This is a genomic window from Marinobacterium sp. YM272, from assembly GCF_050908845.1.
GTDB lineage: Bacteria > Pseudomonadota > Gammaproteobacteria > Pseudomonadales > Balneatricaceae > Marinobacterium_D.
Map to the genome: position 1 here is coordinate 224,813 of NZ_CP194171.1, position 16,207 is coordinate 241,019.

Annotated in this window: 17 protein-coding genes; 4 read left to right on the forward strand and 13 right to left on the reverse strand. The window is 60.6% G+C overall.

What is annotated here, in order from left to right; genetic code table 11:
- Nucleotides 1-80 precede the first annotated feature (80 nt).
- Nucleotides 81-1,103, forward strand: a complete 1,023-nt coding sequence (astA, locus tag ACQUQP_RS01125) for an arginine N-succinyltransferase (RefSeq protein WP_432696987.1) — start codon at nt 81-83, stop codon at nt 1,101-1,103.
- Here the strand turns inward: astA and ACQUQP_RS01130 are convergent.
- Together ACQUQP_RS01130 and ACQUQP_RS01135 are read right to left on the reverse strand one after the other, a co-directional pair.
- A complete protein-coding gene (locus tag ACQUQP_RS01130; RefSeq protein WP_432696988.1) occupies nt 1,095-2,396 on the reverse strand; it encodes a sensor histidine kinase in 1,302 nt (433 codons plus the stop codon). The two genes, astA and ACQUQP_RS01130, sit on opposite strands and share 9 nt — an antisense overlap.
- Nucleotides 2,393-3,112 carry a response regulator transcription factor gene (locus tag ACQUQP_RS01135; RefSeq protein WP_432696989.1) on the reverse strand — a complete coding sequence of 240 codons (720 nt, stop codon included), beginning with the start codon at nt 3,110-3,112 and terminating at the stop codon, nt 2,393-2,395. Before ACQUQP_RS01135 ends, ACQUQP_RS01130 begins: the two co-directional genes overlap by 4 nt.
- Before the next feature lie 152 nt (nt 3,113-3,264).
- Here ACQUQP_RS01135 and ACQUQP_RS01140 point away from each other — a divergent pair, with 152 nt between their 5' ends.
- Both ACQUQP_RS01140 and ACQUQP_RS01145 read left to right on the forward strand, forming a co-directional pair.
- On the forward strand, nt 3,265-3,732 hold the full coding sequence (locus ACQUQP_RS01140; protein WP_432696990.1) for a Spy/CpxP family protein refolding chaperone: 468 nt from the start codon (nt 3,265-3,267) through the stop codon (nt 3,730-3,732).
- Nucleotides 3,733-3,933: 201 nt separating this feature from the next.
- Nucleotides 3,934-4,617, forward strand: coding sequence for a GntR family transcriptional regulator (locus ACQUQP_RS01145; RefSeq protein WP_432696991.1), 684 nt, complete (start codon nt 3,934-3,936; stop codon nt 4,615-4,617).
- Between the two features lie 31 nt (nt 4,618-4,648).
- Here the strand turns inward: ACQUQP_RS01145 and ACQUQP_RS01150 are convergent, their stop codons facing one another.
- The 4 genes from ACQUQP_RS01150 to ACQUQP_RS01165 all read right to left on the reverse strand — a co-directional run bounded on the left by ACQUQP_RS01150 (nt 4,649) and on the right by ACQUQP_RS01165 (nt 10,540).
- Nucleotides 4,649-5,875: an amidohydrolase family protein gene (locus ACQUQP_RS01150; protein WP_432696992.1), complete on the reverse strand. Its 1,227-nt coding sequence runs from the start codon at nt 5,873-5,875 to the stop codon at nt 4,649-4,651.
- A complete protein-coding gene (locus ACQUQP_RS01155; protein WP_432696993.1) occupies nt 5,872-8,403 on the reverse strand; it encodes a branched-chain amino acid ABC transporter ATP-binding protein/permease in 2,532 nt (843 codons plus the stop codon). The genes ACQUQP_RS01150 and ACQUQP_RS01155 overlap by 4 nt, the downstream gene beginning before the upstream one ends.
- 6 nt (nt 8,404-8,409) lie before the next feature.
- Nucleotides 8,410-9,279, reverse strand: a complete 870-nt coding sequence (locus ACQUQP_RS01160) for a branched-chain amino acid ABC transporter permease (RefSeq protein ID WP_432696994.1) — start codon at nt 9,277-9,279, stop codon at nt 8,410-8,412.
- Between the two features lie 73 nt (nt 9,280-9,352).
- The gene (locus ACQUQP_RS01165) at nt 9,353-10,540 is read right to left on the reverse strand and encodes an ABC transporter substrate-binding protein (protein ID WP_432696995.1); all 1,188 of its coding nucleotides are present in this window, start codon (nt 10,538-10,540) and stop codon (nt 9,353-9,355) included.
- Nucleotides 10,541-10,708: 168 nt separating this feature from the next.
- Here ACQUQP_RS01165 and ACQUQP_RS01170 point away from each other — a divergent pair, with 168 nt between their 5' ends.
- Nucleotides 10,709-11,110 carry a nuclear transport factor 2 family protein gene (locus tag ACQUQP_RS01170; RefSeq protein ID WP_432696996.1) on the forward strand — a complete coding sequence of 134 codons (402 nt, stop codon included), beginning with the start codon at nt 10,709-10,711 and terminating at the stop codon, nt 11,108-11,110.
- Between the two features lie 98 nt (nt 11,111-11,208).
- On the opposite strand, the gene trmB is transcribed toward ACQUQP_RS01170, so the two are convergent.
- The 7 genes from trmB to ftsE all read right to left on the reverse strand — a co-directional run bounded on the left by trmB (nt 11,209) and on the right by ftsE (nt 16,202).
- On the reverse strand, nt 11,209-11,913 hold the full coding sequence (trmB, locus tag ACQUQP_RS01175) for a tRNA (guanosine(46)-N7)-methyltransferase TrmB (protein WP_432696997.1): 705 nt from the start codon (nt 11,911-11,913) through the stop codon (nt 11,209-11,211).
- 50 nt (nt 11,914-11,963) lie between these two features.
- Nucleotides 11,964-12,758, reverse strand: coding sequence for a thiazole synthase (locus ACQUQP_RS01180; protein ID WP_432696998.1), 795 nt, complete (start codon nt 12,756-12,758; stop codon nt 11,964-11,966).
- A 52-nt stretch (nt 12,759-12,810) separates the two neighbouring features.
- Nucleotides 12,811-13,011, reverse strand: a complete 201-nt coding sequence (gene thiS, locus ACQUQP_RS01185) for a sulfur carrier protein ThiS (RefSeq protein ID WP_432696999.1) — start codon at nt 13,009-13,011, stop codon at nt 12,811-12,813.
- 15 nt (nt 13,012-13,026) lie between these two features.
- Nucleotides 13,027-13,413, reverse strand: a complete 387-nt coding sequence (locus ACQUQP_RS01190) for a DUF423 domain-containing protein (protein ID WP_432697000.1) — start codon at nt 13,411-13,413, stop codon at nt 13,027-13,029.
- A 114-nt stretch (nt 13,414-13,527) separates the two neighbouring features.
- On the reverse strand, nt 13,528-14,382 hold the full coding sequence (gene rpoH / locus ACQUQP_RS01195) for an RNA polymerase sigma factor RpoH (protein WP_432697001.1): 855 nt from the start codon (nt 14,380-14,382) through the stop codon (nt 13,528-13,530).
- Nucleotides 14,383-14,545: 163 nt separating this feature from the next.
- Entirely contained in the window at nt 14,546-15,544 is a 999-nt protein-coding gene (gene ftsX, locus ACQUQP_RS01200) for a permease-like cell division protein FtsX (protein WP_432697002.1), read from the reverse strand.
- A complete protein-coding gene (gene ftsE / locus ACQUQP_RS01205; RefSeq protein WP_432697003.1) occupies nt 15,534-16,202 on the reverse strand; it encodes a cell division ATP-binding protein FtsE in 669 nt (222 codons plus the stop codon). Before ftsE ends, ftsX begins: the two co-directional genes overlap by 11 nt.
- Nucleotides 16,203-16,207: the final 5 nt, after the last annotated feature.

Below are 16,207 nucleotides of genomic sequence, written 5' to 3' on the forward strand. Positions count from 1 at the left end.
ATAACCACACACTTATCCAAAGCGGTAGAATCCTTTACAAGCGTCTAAACTGGTAACAACAGGGACTCTTGGAGGCGGCCATGTTTGTCATCCGTCCTATCGAACACCGCGATTTGGAGATTCTTTATCAGATAGCCAAGGAATCCGGGGCGGGATTCACCTCCTTGCCCACAGACGCGGATTTTCTGGCAACCAAGATCCGTCTGTCGGTGGATACCCTACGCCGCTCAGATACGGTTCCCGGGCCAGAGACTTACCTGTTCGTGCTCGAGGAGAGCGAGAGCGGGGAAATAGCCGGCACCTGCGGCATCACGGCGGCGGTGGGCCTCGATATGCCGTTCTACCATTATCATGTTGGCACGCTAGTGCACTCCTCCCGCGAGCTTGGCGTCTACAACGAGTTCAGAACCCTTAACCTGTGTAACGACTACACCGGCAGTTCCGAGCTCTGTACCCTCTACATCCGCCCGGACTTCCGGCAAAAAGGCCAGGGCGTTCTGCTCTCCAAGTCGCGTTTCCTGTTCATGGCGGAAAACCCCGCCCGCTTTGATGACCGAGTTATTGCTGAAATGCGGGGCTTTACCGACGAGCAGAACACCAACCCGTTCTGGGAGGGGCTGGGCCGGCACTTTTTCTCCATGGACTATGATCGCGCCGATTACCTCACCGGGGCCGGCAACAAGGTGTTTATCGCCGAGCTGATGCCGAAACACTCGATTTACATCCACCTGCTGCCCGAAGAAGCGCAGGCGATCATCGGCAAGGTTCACCCCAATACGCAGCCCGCCTGCGAGATGTTGAAAAAAGAGGGGTTCCGCTTCGAAAACTATGTGGATATTTTCGATGCCGGACCCACCCTGGCCGCCCGTCAGGGAGACATACGGGCGATCACACAGAGTCGTCGGGTCAAGGTAAGTATCGACGATACAGCGCCCGGTGAGGACGCCGAGCGCTATCTTATCGCCAACACCCTGACAACCGGCTTTCGCTGCGTCATGGCGCAGGTGCGTCCGCGTCGCAACCTGCTGCCCCTGAGCCGCGAGCAGGCCGACTGCCTGGGGCTAAGCGAGGGTGAAGATGCCCGCCTGCTGAAGTTAGGCTGACAGGCTGGACAGGGGCAGCTGTATCACGCACTCCAGGCCACCGTCCGGATGATTACGCAGGCTCAGGCGGCCTCCCAGGCGCTCTATTGCGCGCCGGGCTATGCTGAGCCCGAGCCCGTAGCCATCGGAACCGCCGCGACCGCGCACGAACGGGTCGGTTATCCGCGCCAGCAGGGCGTCATCAACACCGGGTCCCCGGTCCCTCAGGGTAAAACGCACACCATCCGTTTCACGTGCCGCCTTCAGGGTTAGCAGGCTGTCCGCCTCGGTATATTTGAGGGCATTACTGATCAGGTTGGCCAGCGCACCTCTGAGCAGTTCCTCATTCAGTGACAGACGCAGGGCCGGCGGCTCCACACTCAGCCTGAACGGCCGTTCCGGCTGGGTAAAGGCCACATCGGCACGCAGCTCTTCGAGCAGCTCAGCCAGAGGGAACGGCTCGCCCTCCCGGCTGGCCTGATCAAGCCGCGACAGCGACAGGATCTTGCCGATCAGCCCGTCCAGCTGCTCACACTCCCGGTTGATTCGGCGCGCGGTGGGGTCCTCTTCGCCGAGTTTCTGCTCCGCCAGACCCGCGGCGACCTGCAGCCGGGCCAGCGGCGCTCTCAACTCATGGGACACATCCTGTAACAGGCGCTGCTGTGATGTCAGCGTATCCTCAACGTACCCCGCCATGGCATTGAACTCCCGCGACAGCTCGCCGATCTCGTCCTGGCGCTGACTCAGACGGGTGCTGGCCCGGGTACTCAGATTCTGGTTACGGTAAAGATCCTTTGCATGGGCCCGCAACTGGTTAATCGGCCTGACGATGAGCCAGGAAAGCAGCAGCGCCGCCAAGGCTGACACAAACAGCACGATGACCGCCTGAATCGACACCATGAAGCGCAGAATCTTTTTCAGATAAAGCTCCCGGCGGGGAGCGTTGGCGATGACCTTGAGCGGCTCGCCATTCAGCCCTTCCATATCAAAGCTGACCGCCTCAGGCCCCCGGGGCGGATCGCTATCGGGGCCTAGCAGCAGCCGGTCACTCTGCGGATCAAAGATCCATACGCGTAGCGGCGGCCGGCGATGTCCATCGTGATCATGATCATCGTCGTGACGACGACGCTCGGCCCAATCCTCACGCTCCAGCATCAAGCGCGCCTGTCCGAGCGCCCGCGTCTCCAGCAGCTCCTTGTACTGACGCTCGGCGGCAACGGCCAGCACGCTGATAACAGCAACCGCGGTGCCGGCGGCACTGACCAGCCAGATAATCAGAAAAATCTTCAGGAACAGTTTACGATGCCACTTCATGCATGATCCTTCAGGAACTGGTAGCCCTGGCCGCGAACGGTTTTGATCAGCTCCCTGTCCGGCCCCAGCTGGGCTGCAAGCTTCTGCCGGACCCGGCTGACATGCACATCCAGCGCCCGGTCATAAGCTGTCAGCTTGCGGTGCAGTACAAGCTCGGTCAGCTGCTCCTTGCTCATCACGGTGCCAGCGCTGTTCATCAGGTAGGCGAGCACATTGAACTCGGCACTGGTCATCTCCAGCACGGCCTCACCCGCCCTGACCTCGCGCGCGCCCGGATCCAGGCGTATACCAAACGCCGCCACCGGCTGCTCCGGAAACAGGCTCTTCTGTGCGGGCAGCTCCTGCAGTGATGAGCGCCTCAGCACCGCCCGGACCCGCGCCAGCAGCTCCCGTGGATTGCAGGGTTTACCGAGGTAGTCATCGGCCCCCATCTCCAGCCCCAGGATACGGTCGATCTCGTCGCCCCGCCCGGTCAGCATAATCACCGGCGTCTGTACCCGTGGACGCAGCTGCTGCAACAGCTCCAGACCACTGGCACCGGGCATCTGAATATCCAGTATCAGCAGATCCCAGCTCGACTCTACGCCAAGTAGCTCCAGCGCCTCTTCCGCCGAATGACAGGCGTCAACCCGGTAACCCTCGTGGCCAAGATAATCTTTCAGCAGCTCACACAGATCCCGGTCATCATCGATAATCAGCAGCCGTTCGTTACTCACGTTGTCTCCTCAACCTTTCCATGCCTGCATATTAAGCCGTCGGGACACCGACCGGGGCGCCTTTACCAAACTTTACTCCCTGCTAACCCAACTTAGCAGTGACCGGTCGCATACTGCATCCATCAACGATAAAGACAGCGAGGAGAAACACCATGCGTAAATTAATTATCGGCGGTATCACCGCAGCCCTGCTGGCCACGTCTGCCGTTGGCATGGCCTCAAGCTATGAGAAAGGCGAGTATCGCGGCGATCGTATGGCCAGCAAGCTGGGCTTGAGCGAAGAGCAGCAGACACAGATGAAAGCGCTCTGGGACGAACACCGTGAAGCACGTAAGGAGATGCGAGACGAAATGCGCGACCAACGCGGCGGACTGCGGGATCTGGACCCGACATCCGACAGCTACCAGGCGGATGTGCAGAATCTGATCGAGCAGACCCAGGCCCGGGTAGCCGAACGTATTCAGCAGCGTGCCGATATGCGTGTGCAGATGGCTGAAATCCTGACACCGGAACAGATGCAGCAGTTTCAGGAGATGCGCGGCGAGCGCGGCTGGAAACATGACGGCGAGCGCGGCCACGGCGACTTCAAAGGTCATCACGGCGAGCGTGACTGCCGCTAAATCCGGCTAGCCGGACACAACATTCACACCCCAAACGGCCGGTTTTATACCGGCCGTTTTAGGTTAAGCCGCAGCGGAATCGTTTACTGGAAACCTGGCCGACGGGAATCAGCTACTGTGCTAGCAGTTTCTGCTATCATTTGCTGCGCAGTATGAAGATCACTGACTTAAAATTTGTTTTATCGATTCGTGAGTCGGCCCGTGACACCCAAGCAACGTGAAATAAACCGTATTATCGAGCGCCTCTCCCAGGCGATCGCCCAGCATAAACTCCCCCCCGGTATGCGCCTGGTCGAAGCCCAGCTGGTCGAAGCTTTGGACGCCAACCGCAACCATGTGCAGGCCGCCCTGCAGCGGCTGTCGATGCTGCACATCGTCACTATTGAAGCGAACCGGGGCGCCAGCGTGGCCAAGCCCACAGCACAGGAGGCGCGGGATGTGTTTGCCGCCCGTCGTGCCGTGGAGCGTGGCATAGTTGAAGCGATTACCCAGGATAAGCTGGAGCGCAATCGCGACCGTATAGACGCTCACATGGCGCGGGAAAAGCAGGCCACCGACGGCGAAGACCGCCGCGATATCGTGCGCTCGCTGAGCGACTTTCACCTGCTGCTGGCGGAGATTTCCGAGAATACGGTGCTGCGCGAGATCCTGCAGAACCTGATGACCCGCAGCTCGCTGATCGTCAGCCTGTATCAGCGCAACGACCAGCCACCCTGCCAGCACGATGAACATGGCCAGATTATCGCCGCCCTGGCCGAGGGCGACCGCTCACGAGCCCATGAACTGATGATCGAGCACCTCAACCACCTGGAAAGCGAGCTGGACCTGTCCGGCTATCAAGCCACGCCCGACAGCCTCCAGGCCCTGCTTACAACGGCGGAATAACGTCTCTTCGCAAGACGGCTCAGCAAATCGACTAAGGCCGGAGCAGCTCTGGCTGCGGCCGGGAGAAGGTCTGCCGTCCGCCCTTGAAACCCTGTGTGGGCTGACTCAGGTCGCGCACCACCCCCGCCCGGTTATCCACAGCCAGAGTGATAAAGTCGGCACGGCAGCCGGGCTTGAGCCCGTAACGGTCCAGCCCCAGCAGTCGCGCCGACTCCACCGATACCCAATCCAGACAGCGCTCGAAGTCCGCCGGCGTGCCGAGCTGCGCCACGTTGGCAAAGAGATTCGCCTGGCGTACCAGCGACATATCGCCGAACGGCGTGAACGGATTAGAGATGTTGTTGGTAGAGATCGAGCAGCAGACCCCGGCATCGCTGAGCCGATGCAACGGACTGACACCCCGCGGCACCAGATGATCCTGGCCGCGTCCATTCAGGTAGAGATCGGTGGCCGGCAGCGCCGTCACCGCGATACCCGCTTTCACCAGGCTGGTGGATACCTCGGCAAGCCTTGCCGGCGGCAGGGCCGACAGCTTGGTGGCATGGCCGATGGTGACCCGCCCCTGCCACTGCCGCCGCAGACAGGCATCCACCACGGCGGGGATCAGGCTGTTGGCCGGGTTCAGGTCAAAATCCAGGTGGAAATCCAGATCCAGGTCACGCTCTAGCGCGATATCGAACAGGCGCTCGATCTGCGCCACCGGCTCGCTGTCGGTGTAGGGACAGCCGCCCAGCAGATCGGCGCCGCGATCCAGTGCCTCAAGCAGCAGCGCCTCGGTACCTGGGTTGTTGAACATCCCCTCCTGTGGAAAGACACAAACCTGCAGCGTGATCGCCCAGCGGTACTCCTGCTTCAGCCGCAGAACCGCCTCCAGCCCCTTTAAGCCGATCACCGGGTCGATCTCCACGTGGGTTCGCATCCAGGTCGTACCCTGCAGAATCGCCTTTTCCAGCGTATGCCTGCCGCGCTGATAGATATCTTCAGGATCGAACGCCTGCTTGGCCCTGGCGGTTTCGCTGATCGCTTCCTGCAACGATCCCTCCACCAGGCGGCAGCGATCCATGATGCACGCCTTGTCCAGGTGTACGTGGGTTTCGATCAGGCCCGGCAGCACCAGCTGCCCCCGGAGGTCGATCTCAGCATCCGCCGCAGCGTCTTCGGGCGCGGCGATAAACTGTCCGCTGGCATCGACCCAGAGCTCGCTGAGCTGATCCGGGTTTTCCGGCAGGCGCAGATTGATAAAACGGGTCAGGCTCATGCCGCATCCTCCCCCTCTTTATCCCGTTCTTTATCTGCCGAGCCCAGATAAGCCGCTTCCAGTGCCTTGTCCTTACTGAGTTCCTCGGCACTGCCCGCCTTGACGATCCGCCCGGTCTCCAGCAGGTAGGCACGGTCCGCCAGGGTCAACGCCAGGTTGGCCATCTGGTCCACCAGCAGGATGGTGATACCCTCGTCACGCAGGCTCGCCAGCACCTCGAACAGCTCGCGAATCATCGCCGGAGCCAGCCCCAGCGAGGGTTCATCAAGCAGCAGCAGCTTGGGCTTGGCCATCAGCGCACGGCCAATCGCCACCATCTGCTGTTCGCCGCCTGAAAGCAGCCCCGCCGGCTGGTCGATACGATCACGCAGTCGGGGGAAGCGCTCAAGCACTGCCTCCACGGCGTCTTCCTGGCCTTTCCCTTTAGAGAGTTCCTCCTTGCGGAAATCACGCTGGAAGGCGCCCATCAGCAGGTTGTCACGTACACTCAGCTCCGGGAACACCTGACGCCCTTCCGGCACCAGCGCCAGCCCCTGGCTGCTGATGGCGCTGGCATCGAGCTTATCGATACTCTCGTTGTTCAGCAGAATGCTGCCCTGCACCGGCCGGTGAAGCCCCGCCAGCGCACGCATGATGCTGGACTTGCCGGCGCCGTTGGCTCCGAGAATCGCCACGCATTCGCCGGGTTTCACCATCAGATTGACATCAGAAACCACCGGCGCAGCGCCATAGTCGAGCTGCAGCTCCTTCACAAACAGAGTGTGGTCGGCCGGTCCCGACCAGGCCTGCTGACGCGGGCGACCCTCATAGTCGGTGCCACCGAGATAGGCCGCGATCACCTGCGGGTTATCGCGAATCTCGGCCGGTGTACCCAGCGCGATCGGCTTGCCGGAATCAAGTACCAGTATCGAATCCGATACCGACATCACCAGCGGCATATCGTGCTCGACAATAATCACGGCGATACCGAAGCCGGCAATCGCTTTCAGCAGCTCGCCCAGCTGGTCGGTTTCGGAACGGCTCAGGCCAGCCGCCGGCTCATCCAGCAACAATACCCGCGGCGCCATCGCCAACGCCCGGGCGATCTCCACCAGGCGACGGTCCACATGGGGCAGGTTACCGGCGGCGATATTCAGCTCGCCACAGTAGCCGGTAAACGCCAGCAGGTTGCGCACGATATCCCGCGCCCGGTCGCTGTCTTGCGCCAGAGGATGGCTGAGTTCGCCCTTACGCATGGCGATCAGCAGGTTGTCCATCACACTCAGCTCCTCGAACAGCTGAGTGGTCTGATAGGTTCGCGCCACCCCGGCGCGGGCGATATCCCAGGCGTTACGGCCTGCCAGCTCGGACTCCAGCTTCACCGAGCCGCTGTCAGGCGTATAGAAGCCACTGATCAGGTTCAACGCCGTGGTTTTACCGGCGCCGTTGGGGCCGATAATACTGGTCACCTCACCTTCCGGCGCCTTGAGGCTGACGCCCTGTACCGCTTTAACGCCGCCAAAACTGATGCCGATGTTATCCACAGATAGGCCACCGGCGTAACCGCGTGACGGATTCAGGAACGACTCCAGCACCGCAGCATCCGCCCGCGCCGGGACCATCTCACCCTCTTTGCGGCGCAGCCGCGACAGTACCAGACCGATACAACCGCTCGGCGCCGCCCAGAGCACCGCCAGCAGAAAGCCGGCAAATACCAGCAGGCGATACTCCGCCACACCGGAAAGCAGCTCCGGCAACAGCACAATCACCGCCGCACCGATCACCGGCCCGAACAGGAAACCACTGCCACCGACGATCACCGCCAGCACAAACAGGATCGACTGGGAGAAAGGGAAGGTACTCGGGCTGATAAACATCATCAGCGGCCCGATCAGCGCCCCGGCACTGCCCGCCATCGCTGCAGACAGCGCAAAGGCCCAGGCCTTGGGCACCATCGGATTGATACCGATGGAGCGCGCCGCAGTATCTGAGCCCTTGGCCGCGCGCATCGCCTTGCCCCAGGGCCCCAGGGAGAGGCGCTGGTAAAACCAGAGCCCGGCTACCATCAGAAGGACTGAGGTCAGTGCCAGGCCGGTTTCTGATGAGACGACGCCGAAATCAGGCATGGGGACACCAATCAGGCCGTTGGAACCACCGGTGAGATCCTTCCACTCCATCAGCCCGTGATGGATCACGAAGGCAAACGCGATGGTGACCATAGCGAGATAGGGCCCCTGCACACGCAGTGCAGGGATAGCCAGCAGACCGCCGCAAATACCGGTCAGCAGGGCCGCACTGAGCAGCGCCAGCCCAAAGGGCACACCGGCCATCGTCATTAACGAAGCGCAGTAGGCACCTATGGCGTAAAACGCCACATGGCCAAAGGAGATCTGGCCGCTAAGACCGATCAGGATATTAAGTCCAGTGGCCACCAGCGCACTGAGGCAAAACAGCGTGAGTACCAGCAGGCTGTAGCTGTCCACCAGGAAACTCAGACTGGCGCCAAGCAGTGCGACCACCGCCAATCCCAGGGAAGTATTCAGGGTCATAGCACGTTACACCTTAAGCAGTCGACGTTTACCGAACAGACCGTCGGGCCGCAGCGCGAGCGCGACAATAACCAGGGAAAACGTAATGATCTGGGTAAATGCGGAACCCAGCTGTGCTGTTACAAGCGCCTCGATCACACCGAACAGCAGGCCGGCTAGCAGCACTCCGGGCGCGCTGGCGATACCGCCCAGAATGGCAACGGCGAACGCCTTGAGGCCAAACAGCGTGCCCATATCGGACGAAACGCTGAACAGCGGCGCGATCAGCAGACCGGCGATGGCCGCCAGCACCGTAGAAACCGCGAAGGCGATAGAGATCACTCGCGGCACCCGAATCCCCATCAGCGATGCCGCATCCGGGTTCTGTACCGTGGCCTGCAGCACCTTGCCGAGGCGGGTATAGCGGTTGACCAGCATCAGGGCCGCCGCCAGCAGCAGCCCCATGGCGGGAATCAGCAGCTGCTGGATATAGACACCCGAGCCAAACAGCTCGACGGTGCTGGATGCCCAGTCGGAGGGAAACTGGCGCGGCTCCTTGCCGAAGGTGAACAGCACCAGGTTATCCACAAGGATACCGCCGGCTACCGTCGCCATCAGCCAGCCGTCGGAGCCGCGGGAAGCAAAGGGCCGCACCAGAAAGCGCTCGATCGCCAGTCCATAGATCGCGGCCAGCACCAGCGCGATGGGCACCGCCAGCCAGAGCGGCAACCCCCAGGTCTGATACAGGGTGAAGCCGAACACGGCCCCCAGCATCATCGCACTGCCCTGGGCGAAGTTAACCGTGCGGGACACGATAAAGGTGACGTGGAAACCCAGAGCCAGCAGCGCATACATGCTGCCCAGCCCCAGGCCCGATATGATCGAGGCACTTATCATCACAAACTCCCGCCACGCCCCTTTTTCGGGGCGGGCCCTTCTGTAGCTAACCTTTTATTTCTAGGACCGGTTATTATTTGGAAACCGGTACGATGGCGCCGTCGACGAAGTGTGCGAACACATAGTCATCCGGACCCAGCGCGTCCTGGTTTTCGGGAGTGAACGGCTTGTTATAGGTCTTGATCAGGCCTTCGTACTCATCGATGGCGTAGAAGCCTTCACGCAGTGCAGGTCCCTCAACGGTGCCGGCCTTTTCCATCGCCAGGGCCACCAGGTGCATGGCGTCATAGGCGTTAGCGATACCCACTGCCGGTGTCACATCCGCATGGGTTTTGATCTCCGGATACTTGGCCTGCAGAGCGGCAAAGACGGCATCGCCCTTGGGATCTTCACCCTCCGGAGCGAACAGGAAGGTCTGGATAAACTCGACGCGATCGGCGTTGGGACCTGCCAGCTCACTGAAACGGCCACCGGCCGGACCCCAGTGGGAAACAATCGGCACGTCCCAGCCCATGCGATCCAGGGATTTCACCACCTGAGCCGAGGGCGACACGTTACCCACCATATACAGGGTATCGGCACCGGCCTCTTTCAAGCGGGTCAGCTGCGGCACTACATCCACATCGCCGGATTCAAACTTCTCGAGCCCGGCAATCGGCATATCACGGGACTCGATCGCCTTCATCAGGCCCCTCTCGTTGGATTCGCCCCAGGGGTTGTTGATCAGCATCATGCCCGGCTTCTGGGTGTTGTAGTGCTCGATGGAGTAGCGCAGCAGCGCTTCATCGACGATTTCATCCACAGCGGATACGCGGAAGGCGTAGTTCTCTTCAGCACCGTTGTGGGTAATCGCCGTGCCGGCGGCCCAGGTCCCCATGTATGGCACCTTAAGCTGGTTCATCACCGGCACCAGCGCCATGGAGACCGGTGTATCCAGACCACCGAAGATCACCGCCACATCTTCTTTCTGGATCAGCTCACGGGCCGCCAGCAGACCACGTGACGGGTTACTCTCATCGTCACGGCGGATCAGTTCGATCTGCTTGCCAAGCACACCGCCATTGGCGTTGATCTCATCGATCGCCACCGACAGGCCCCGTGTGATCGCTTCGCCGGATTTGGCCGACTGACCGGACAGCGCCGCCACCAGGCCCACCTTGATCGTTTCTGCCGCCTGCGCGGATACGCTGGCTGCAGTGACCGCTGTTGCCAGGGCTGCCGCCTTGAGTCCCTTACCCAGAATGCTTCGCTTGCTAGACATGAACATCTCCTCGCTGTTTGATTGCTAATTTATTGCTAGCAATATAAATGCCATTAAAATAACTTAGGAAATGCTAGCTATTTGGCTAGTGATCAACAGATTTTGGCACCAGCAGAGTGCACAACCCGTTAAAACCGTGCACAAAACGCCTTAACCGGGAGAGATAAGATGCAAAACGCCGTAGAGATTGCCGTAGAGATAGTTCGTGAGTTTCTCGATGCTTCCATGAAGCCCGATCCCGTCCTCGCCGCCACCTATATGGCCGAGGATGTGAAGATCACCTTTACCGGTGGCCGTGCCATGCCCAGCGCCCACGAGATCACCGCCTTTAATGCGTCCCGCTACAGCTGGGTCAAAAAGCAGCTGGGTCAGTTCGATGCCTGCGACAAGGGTGACCATGTGGTGGTCTATTCCAACGGCACGCTGTATGGCGAGTGGCTGGATGGCCGCAGCTTCTCCGGCAACCGTTACCTGGACCGCTTCGAAGTACGAGAAGGGAAAATTACGCGCATGGATGTCTGGAACGACAGCGCGGAGTGGATTCTGGAGCCAGCGATCAACCGCGACTGAATCAGGAGGAATAGCAGCAGGGATAGCTGCAGCGAGAAAGGTAAAAAAGGATAGAAAAGCACAGGCGCACCTCCCGAACAGGAGATGCGCCGGAAGCTTTATTCGGTCCGTTCGAACATCAGATCCCAGACACCGTGGCCCAGGTTCTCGCCACGCCGCTGGAACTTGGTCACCGGGCGCCATTCCGGCTGCGGTGAATACTGCCCGTCACCGGCTACATTACGGTAGCCTTCGGCGGCACTCATCACTTCCATCATGTGCTCGGCGTAGTTCTCCCAGTCCGTCGCCATGTGGAAAACACCACCCACTGCCAGCTTTTTACGGATCGTCTGGGCAAACTCCGGCTGCACGATACGGCGCTTGTGGTGGCGTTTCTTCGGCCAGGGATCGGGGAAGAACAGCTGCAGACCGGCCAGGCTGTTATCGGGAATACACTGGGCCAGCACTTCGATAGCGTCATCACAGAAAACGCGGATGTTCTCCAGCCCCTCTTCGCGCACCCGCGACAGCAGACGACCCACGCCGGGCGGATGCACCTCGATGCCGATAAAGCCCTTTTCCGGTGCCTGACGCGCCATTTCGATCAGCGAGTCACCCATGCCGAAGCCGATCTCCAGGACCACCGGACGCTGATCGCCAAACAGCCCGGAGAAATCGAGCATGCCGCCACTCAGTTCCAGCCCGTACAACGGCCAGTTCTCTTTCAGGGCCCGCTCCTGGCCTTCGGTCATCCGTCCGGCACGCACTACAAAGCTGCGTACCTGCCGCATCGGGCGCGGCTGCTGCTGTTCTGTTTCGCTCATGGAACTCGTATCTCGGTAAGCAGGCGGGCGATCACGTGCCCGCCGGTTAATTAGCTGATCGTCCCCGCCAGCGGCGAGGAAGCACTGGCGTAGGCTTTACGCGGCATACGTACAGCCAGGAAGGCTTCGCGCCCAGCCTGCACGGCTTTCTGCATCGCCTGCGCCATCAACACCGGGTTCTGGGCGCCGGCAATGGCGGAGTTGACCAGTACACCGGCGCAGCCCATTTCCATCGCCATGGTGGCTTCCGATGGGGTGCCTATACCGGCATCCACCAGGATCGGCACACGCGCCTCTTCCATGATCAGACGGATGTTGTGCGGGTTCTGGATACCCAGGCCGGAACCGATCAGGGAGCCCAGCGGCATGACCGCCACACAGCCGATCTCTTCCAGGCGCTTGGCGACGATGGGATCGTCGTTGGTGTAAACCATCACCTTGAAGCCATCCTTAACCAGGGTTTCGGCTGCCTGTACCGTCTCGATGATATTGGGATAGAGGGTTTTCTGGTCACCCAGTACTTCCAGCTTCACCAGGTCGTGGCCGTCAAGCAGTTCACGGGCCAGGCGGCAGGTGCGAACCGCATCGGCAGCGGTGTAGCAGCCGGCGGTATTCGGCAGGATGGTGTACTTGTCCGGGCTGACGACGTCCAGCAGGTTCGGCTCATCGGGGTTCTGACCGATGTTGGTACGGCGCACCGCAACGGTGACGATCTCCGCACCGCTGGCGGCGATCGCTTCGCCGGTTTCCTGCAGATCCTTGTATTTTCCGGTGCCTACCAGCAAACGGGAGTTGTAGGTTTTACCGGCGATAACCAGTTTATCGTTCAGCTGTTGCTCTGACATTGTGTATTACCCTGCATAAATTCGATGGGAGAACGGCTTGGACAGGTGCGACTCAACCACCGCCGATGGCGTGAACCACTTCGACCTGGTCGCCCGCTTTCAGCGCGGTTTCCGCGTGCTCGCCCCGCGGCACAATCTCCATGTTCAGCTCAATGGCGATCCGCTTGCCGACAAGGCCCAGCTGTTCAACCAGATGCTCCAAGGTGGCGCCTTCCGCGGTATCGAAAGATTCACCGTTTAACTGTATCTGCATCCTGATTTACCTTGATTAACTATTTACCGGGAGAGCCTTGAAAACGGCACCGGCCAACGTCAGCCAGCCCAGTATCATCAGCACTCCACCCACCGGGGTGACCATTCCCAGATAATGAACGCCCGTGGCAACCAGCAGGTAGAGACTGCCGCAGAACAGCAGCATACCGGTCAGGAACAACGCCGCACTGACACGCAGCAAAGGTCGATCCTGGCGCTGCAGCAGCAGACCAACGCCAAACAGCGCGAGCACATGATAGAACTGGTAGGTTACCCCGGTCTGGAAAACTTCCAGCATGCGCGAGGACAGTTGGTCACGCAGGCCGTGTGCGGCGAATGCACCCAGGCAGACCGCCAGGGCACCCAACAAAGCAGCACTCAGCAACGTCAGGCGGGCCGACATTTTCTCTCCGGCTATTCAGATCGGGGCCATAGTATACGCCGCCCACCGGCAGGCGTAAAAACAAAGGCCGCCGGACTCACGGGGAGTGCGGCGGCCTGTCACAACAAACCGGGATCAGGCGCTCATCGCCACCTTGATCTTGTTCATCGCGTTCTTTTCCAGCTGGCGGATACGTTCCGCGGAAACACCGTACTTCGCAGCCAGGTCATGCAGCGTGGCTTTCTGCTCGCTGAGCCAGCGCTGCATCAGAATGTCGCGACTACGCTCATCCAGAGCAGACATGGCGTTCATCAGTGCTTTCTGGGAGTTTTCCTCCCAATCCGCTGCCTCAAGCTGAGAAGCCGGATCACCGCTCATATCTTCCAGATAAGCGGCCGGTGCCTGCCAGGCGCTGTCTTCATCGGTATCGGCAGGCGCATCGAAGGCGGTATCGCTGGAGGCCAGACGGCCCTCCATCTGGCGTACGGTTTTCGCATCAACACCGAGGTCGTCGGCAATCGCCTTGACCTCGTCGTTGTTCATCCAGCCCAGGCCCTTCTTCTGCGAGCGCAGGTTGAAGAACAGCTTGCGCTGCGCCTTGGTGGTGGCAATTTTGACGATACGCCAGTTGCGCAGGATAAATTCATGCATCTCCGCCTTGATCCAGTGCACCGCAAAGGACACCAGGCGAACCCCCATGCTGGGGTCAAAGCGTTTGACGGCCTTCATCAGGCCCACGTTACCTTCCTGGATCAGGTCGCCCAGCGGCAGACCGTAACCGGAGTAGCTACGTGCAATGTGTACGACGAAACGCAGATGAGACATGACCAGCTGCCGTGCTGCTTCCAGATCGCTCTGGTAGTGCAGACGCTCGGCCAGTTCACGCTCCTCTTCAGCAGTGAGGATCGGAATCGTGCTCACACTCTGCACGTAAGCGTCTACATTGCGCCCCGGTGAGAGTTGTTCAACAACCTGTAAGCTCGTGCCCATTTAAGGAATCACCTCATTTACATCCAGAAGGATTCAAAACCTGAACTATGACCCGGAAACCACCGGGAAAGTTCCACCAGGCTAAGCGCCTGATTAATAATCGGACCGGAAAAATTACCTTGTTGTCCGCAAAAACGCAACCGCCCGAAAAATGGCCGGGCCGTTAACCCGGCTCGATATCCCGCAGGTGGCGGGCCACCGCCAGCCAGGCTCCGCCGAGGCCCAGCACCATGCCGGTGAGCAGTAGCATCAGCGATTCGCTGAAGCCCAGCCCCTGAACAACATAGCCGTTCAGATAGAGCGCTGCCAGTGCCTGCACGGGCTCGGACAGCAGCGCCAGTGCCAGCTGCGCCAGCAACCAGGCCAGCAGCGCGCCGAAAAGGCCGAACCAGACACCGCTGTAGAGGAAGGGCCGGCGCACCCAGGCATCGGTGGCGCCCACCAGCTTGCTCACCTGAATCTCGTCCCGACGCGACTCGATGGTCATGCGTACGGTGTTGCCGACGACCAGCAGTACCGTCAGGGCCAGCAGGCCACCCAGCACCCAGGCTCCGCGCGTTGCCAGTGCCATGAACGCTTCCAGTCGGCGCACCCACTCCAGGTCCAGGCGCGCCTCGTCGACCTCCGGCAACTGGGCCAGCTCCGTCTGCAGCTGCACCAGCGTGTCGGAATCCCGAGACAGAGGTATGAGTGTGATCACCGCCGGCAGCGGATTGGTATCGAAAAACTCAAGCAGGTCATCGAAGCGGGTATAGCGCTTGAAGTCTTCCAGCCCCTTTTCGCGACTGATCAGTTCCACCGATGCCAGGTCCTGACGCAGCAGCAGCTCACGGCTGAACTGATCGACCCGCGCATCGCTCAACTCCACCTTCAGATACAGCGAAATATGGGGATCGGTCTCCAGCCCGTTGGTCAGCTGATCAACGTTTTTCAGCGCCGTGAACAGAAAACCGGGCAGCGCCAGAGCAATGGCCAGCACCGCCAGGGTCATAATTGACGCAACCGGGGTCGACCAGAGGCGGAAAAACGCCTGGCTTGCCACCTCCAGATGGTGTCTTACCCAGCCCCGACTGCGGTCAGCCAGGCCGATGCGGTGCTGTACCGCACCGCGCCGTGGGGCCTGGGGTGCCTTCCTGGCACTTTTCTGCGGCTTATCGGCCATCGGTCACCATCCTGCCACCCTGCAGCGTCAATACGCGATGATGCATACGGTTGATCAACGAAAGATCATGACTGGCGATCAGCACCGTGGTGCCGATGCTGTTGAACTGTTCGAACAGGTGCATGATGTCCTCGGACAGCGCCGGATCCAGGTTACCGGTGGGCTCATCCGCCAGCAGCAGTTTGGGTTTGTGGACAATCGCTCGGGCGATGCCCACCCGCTGCTGTTCACCGCTGGAGAGGGTCAGCGGATTGAGCTTTTCACGCGACAGCAACCCCACCTTGTCCAGCGCAGCGCGTACCCGGCGCGCGGCGTCGGACGGGTCGTAACCGGACAGCTGCAGCGGCAGCGCCACGTTATCGAACACGCTGCGATCAAACAGCAGCTGGTGGTTCTGGAACACCACCCCGATACGACGCCGGTGAAACGGGATCTGCTTGCGCGGCAGCCGTGCCAGATCCTGATCACCGACCCAGACCTCACCCCGGCTGGGCCGCTCCATCAGCATAATCAGCTTGAGCAGCGTGCTCTTGCCGGCACCGGAGTGACCGGTCAGGAACGCCAGCTCCCCGGACCCCAATTCAAAATTGAGGCCGATCAGCGCTTCATGTCCATTCGGGTAGCGCTTGCCTACGTTGCTGAAGCGGATCGCCGTCATCGGGG

Bases quoted from the DNA above. Each gene is read 5' to 3' on its own strand.
- ACQUQP_RS01165 (WP_432696995.1), bottom strand. From the start codon at position 10,540: ATGTCTAGCAAGCGAAGCATTCTGGGTAAGGGACTCAAGGCGGCAGCC.
- trmB (WP_432696997.1), bottom strand. From the start codon at position 11,913: ATGAGCGAAACAGAACAGCAGCAGCCGCGCCCGATGCGGCAGGTACGC.
- ACQUQP_RS01140 (WP_432696990.1), top strand. From the start codon at position 3,265: ATGCGTAAATTAATTATCGGCGGTATCACCGCAGCCCTGCTGGCCACG.
- ACQUQP_RS01155 (WP_432696993.1), bottom strand. From the start codon at position 8,403: ATGACCCTGAATACTTCCCTGGGATTGGCGGTGGTCGCACTGCTTGGC.
- ACQUQP_RS01130 (WP_432696988.1), bottom strand. From the start codon at position 2,396: ATGAAGTGGCATCGTAAACTGTTCCTGAAGATTTTTCTGATTATCTGG.
- ACQUQP_RS01150 (WP_432696992.1), bottom strand. From the start codon at position 5,875: ATGAGCCTGACCCGTTTTATCAATCTGCGCCTGCCGGAAAACCCGGAT.
- ACQUQP_RS01180 (WP_432696998.1), bottom strand. From the start codon at position 12,758: ATGTCAGAGCAACAGCTGAACGATAAACTGGTTATCGCCGGTAAAACC.
- thiS (WP_432696999.1), bottom strand. From the start codon at position 13,011: ATGCAGATACAGTTAAACGGTGAATCTTTCGATACCGCGGAAGGCGCC.
- ACQUQP_RS01190 (WP_432697000.1), bottom strand. From the start codon at position 13,413: ATGTCGGCCCGCCTGACGTTGCTGAGTGCTGCTTTGTTGGGTGCCCTG.
- rpoH (WP_432697001.1), bottom strand. From the start codon at position 14,382: ATGGGCACGAGCTTACAGGTTGTTGAACAACTCTCACCGGGGCGCAAT.
- ftsE (WP_432697003.1), bottom strand. From the start codon at position 16,202: ATGACGGCGATCCGCTTCAGCAACGTAGGCAAGCGCTACCCGAATGGA.
- ACQUQP_RS01160 (WP_432696994.1), bottom strand. From the start codon at position 9,279: ATGATAAGTGCCTCGATCATATCGGGCCTGGGGCTGGGCAGCATGTAT.
- astA (WP_432696987.1), top strand. From the start codon at position 81: ATGTTTGTCATCCGTCCTATCGAACACCGCGATTTGGAGATTCTTTAT.
- ACQUQP_RS01170 (WP_432696996.1), top strand. From the start codon at position 10,709: ATGCAAAACGCCGTAGAGATTGCCGTAGAGATAGTTCGTGAGTTTCTC.
- ftsX (WP_432697002.1), bottom strand. From the start codon at position 15,544: ATGGCCGATAAGCCGCAGAAAAGTGCCAGGAAGGCACCCCAGGCCCCA.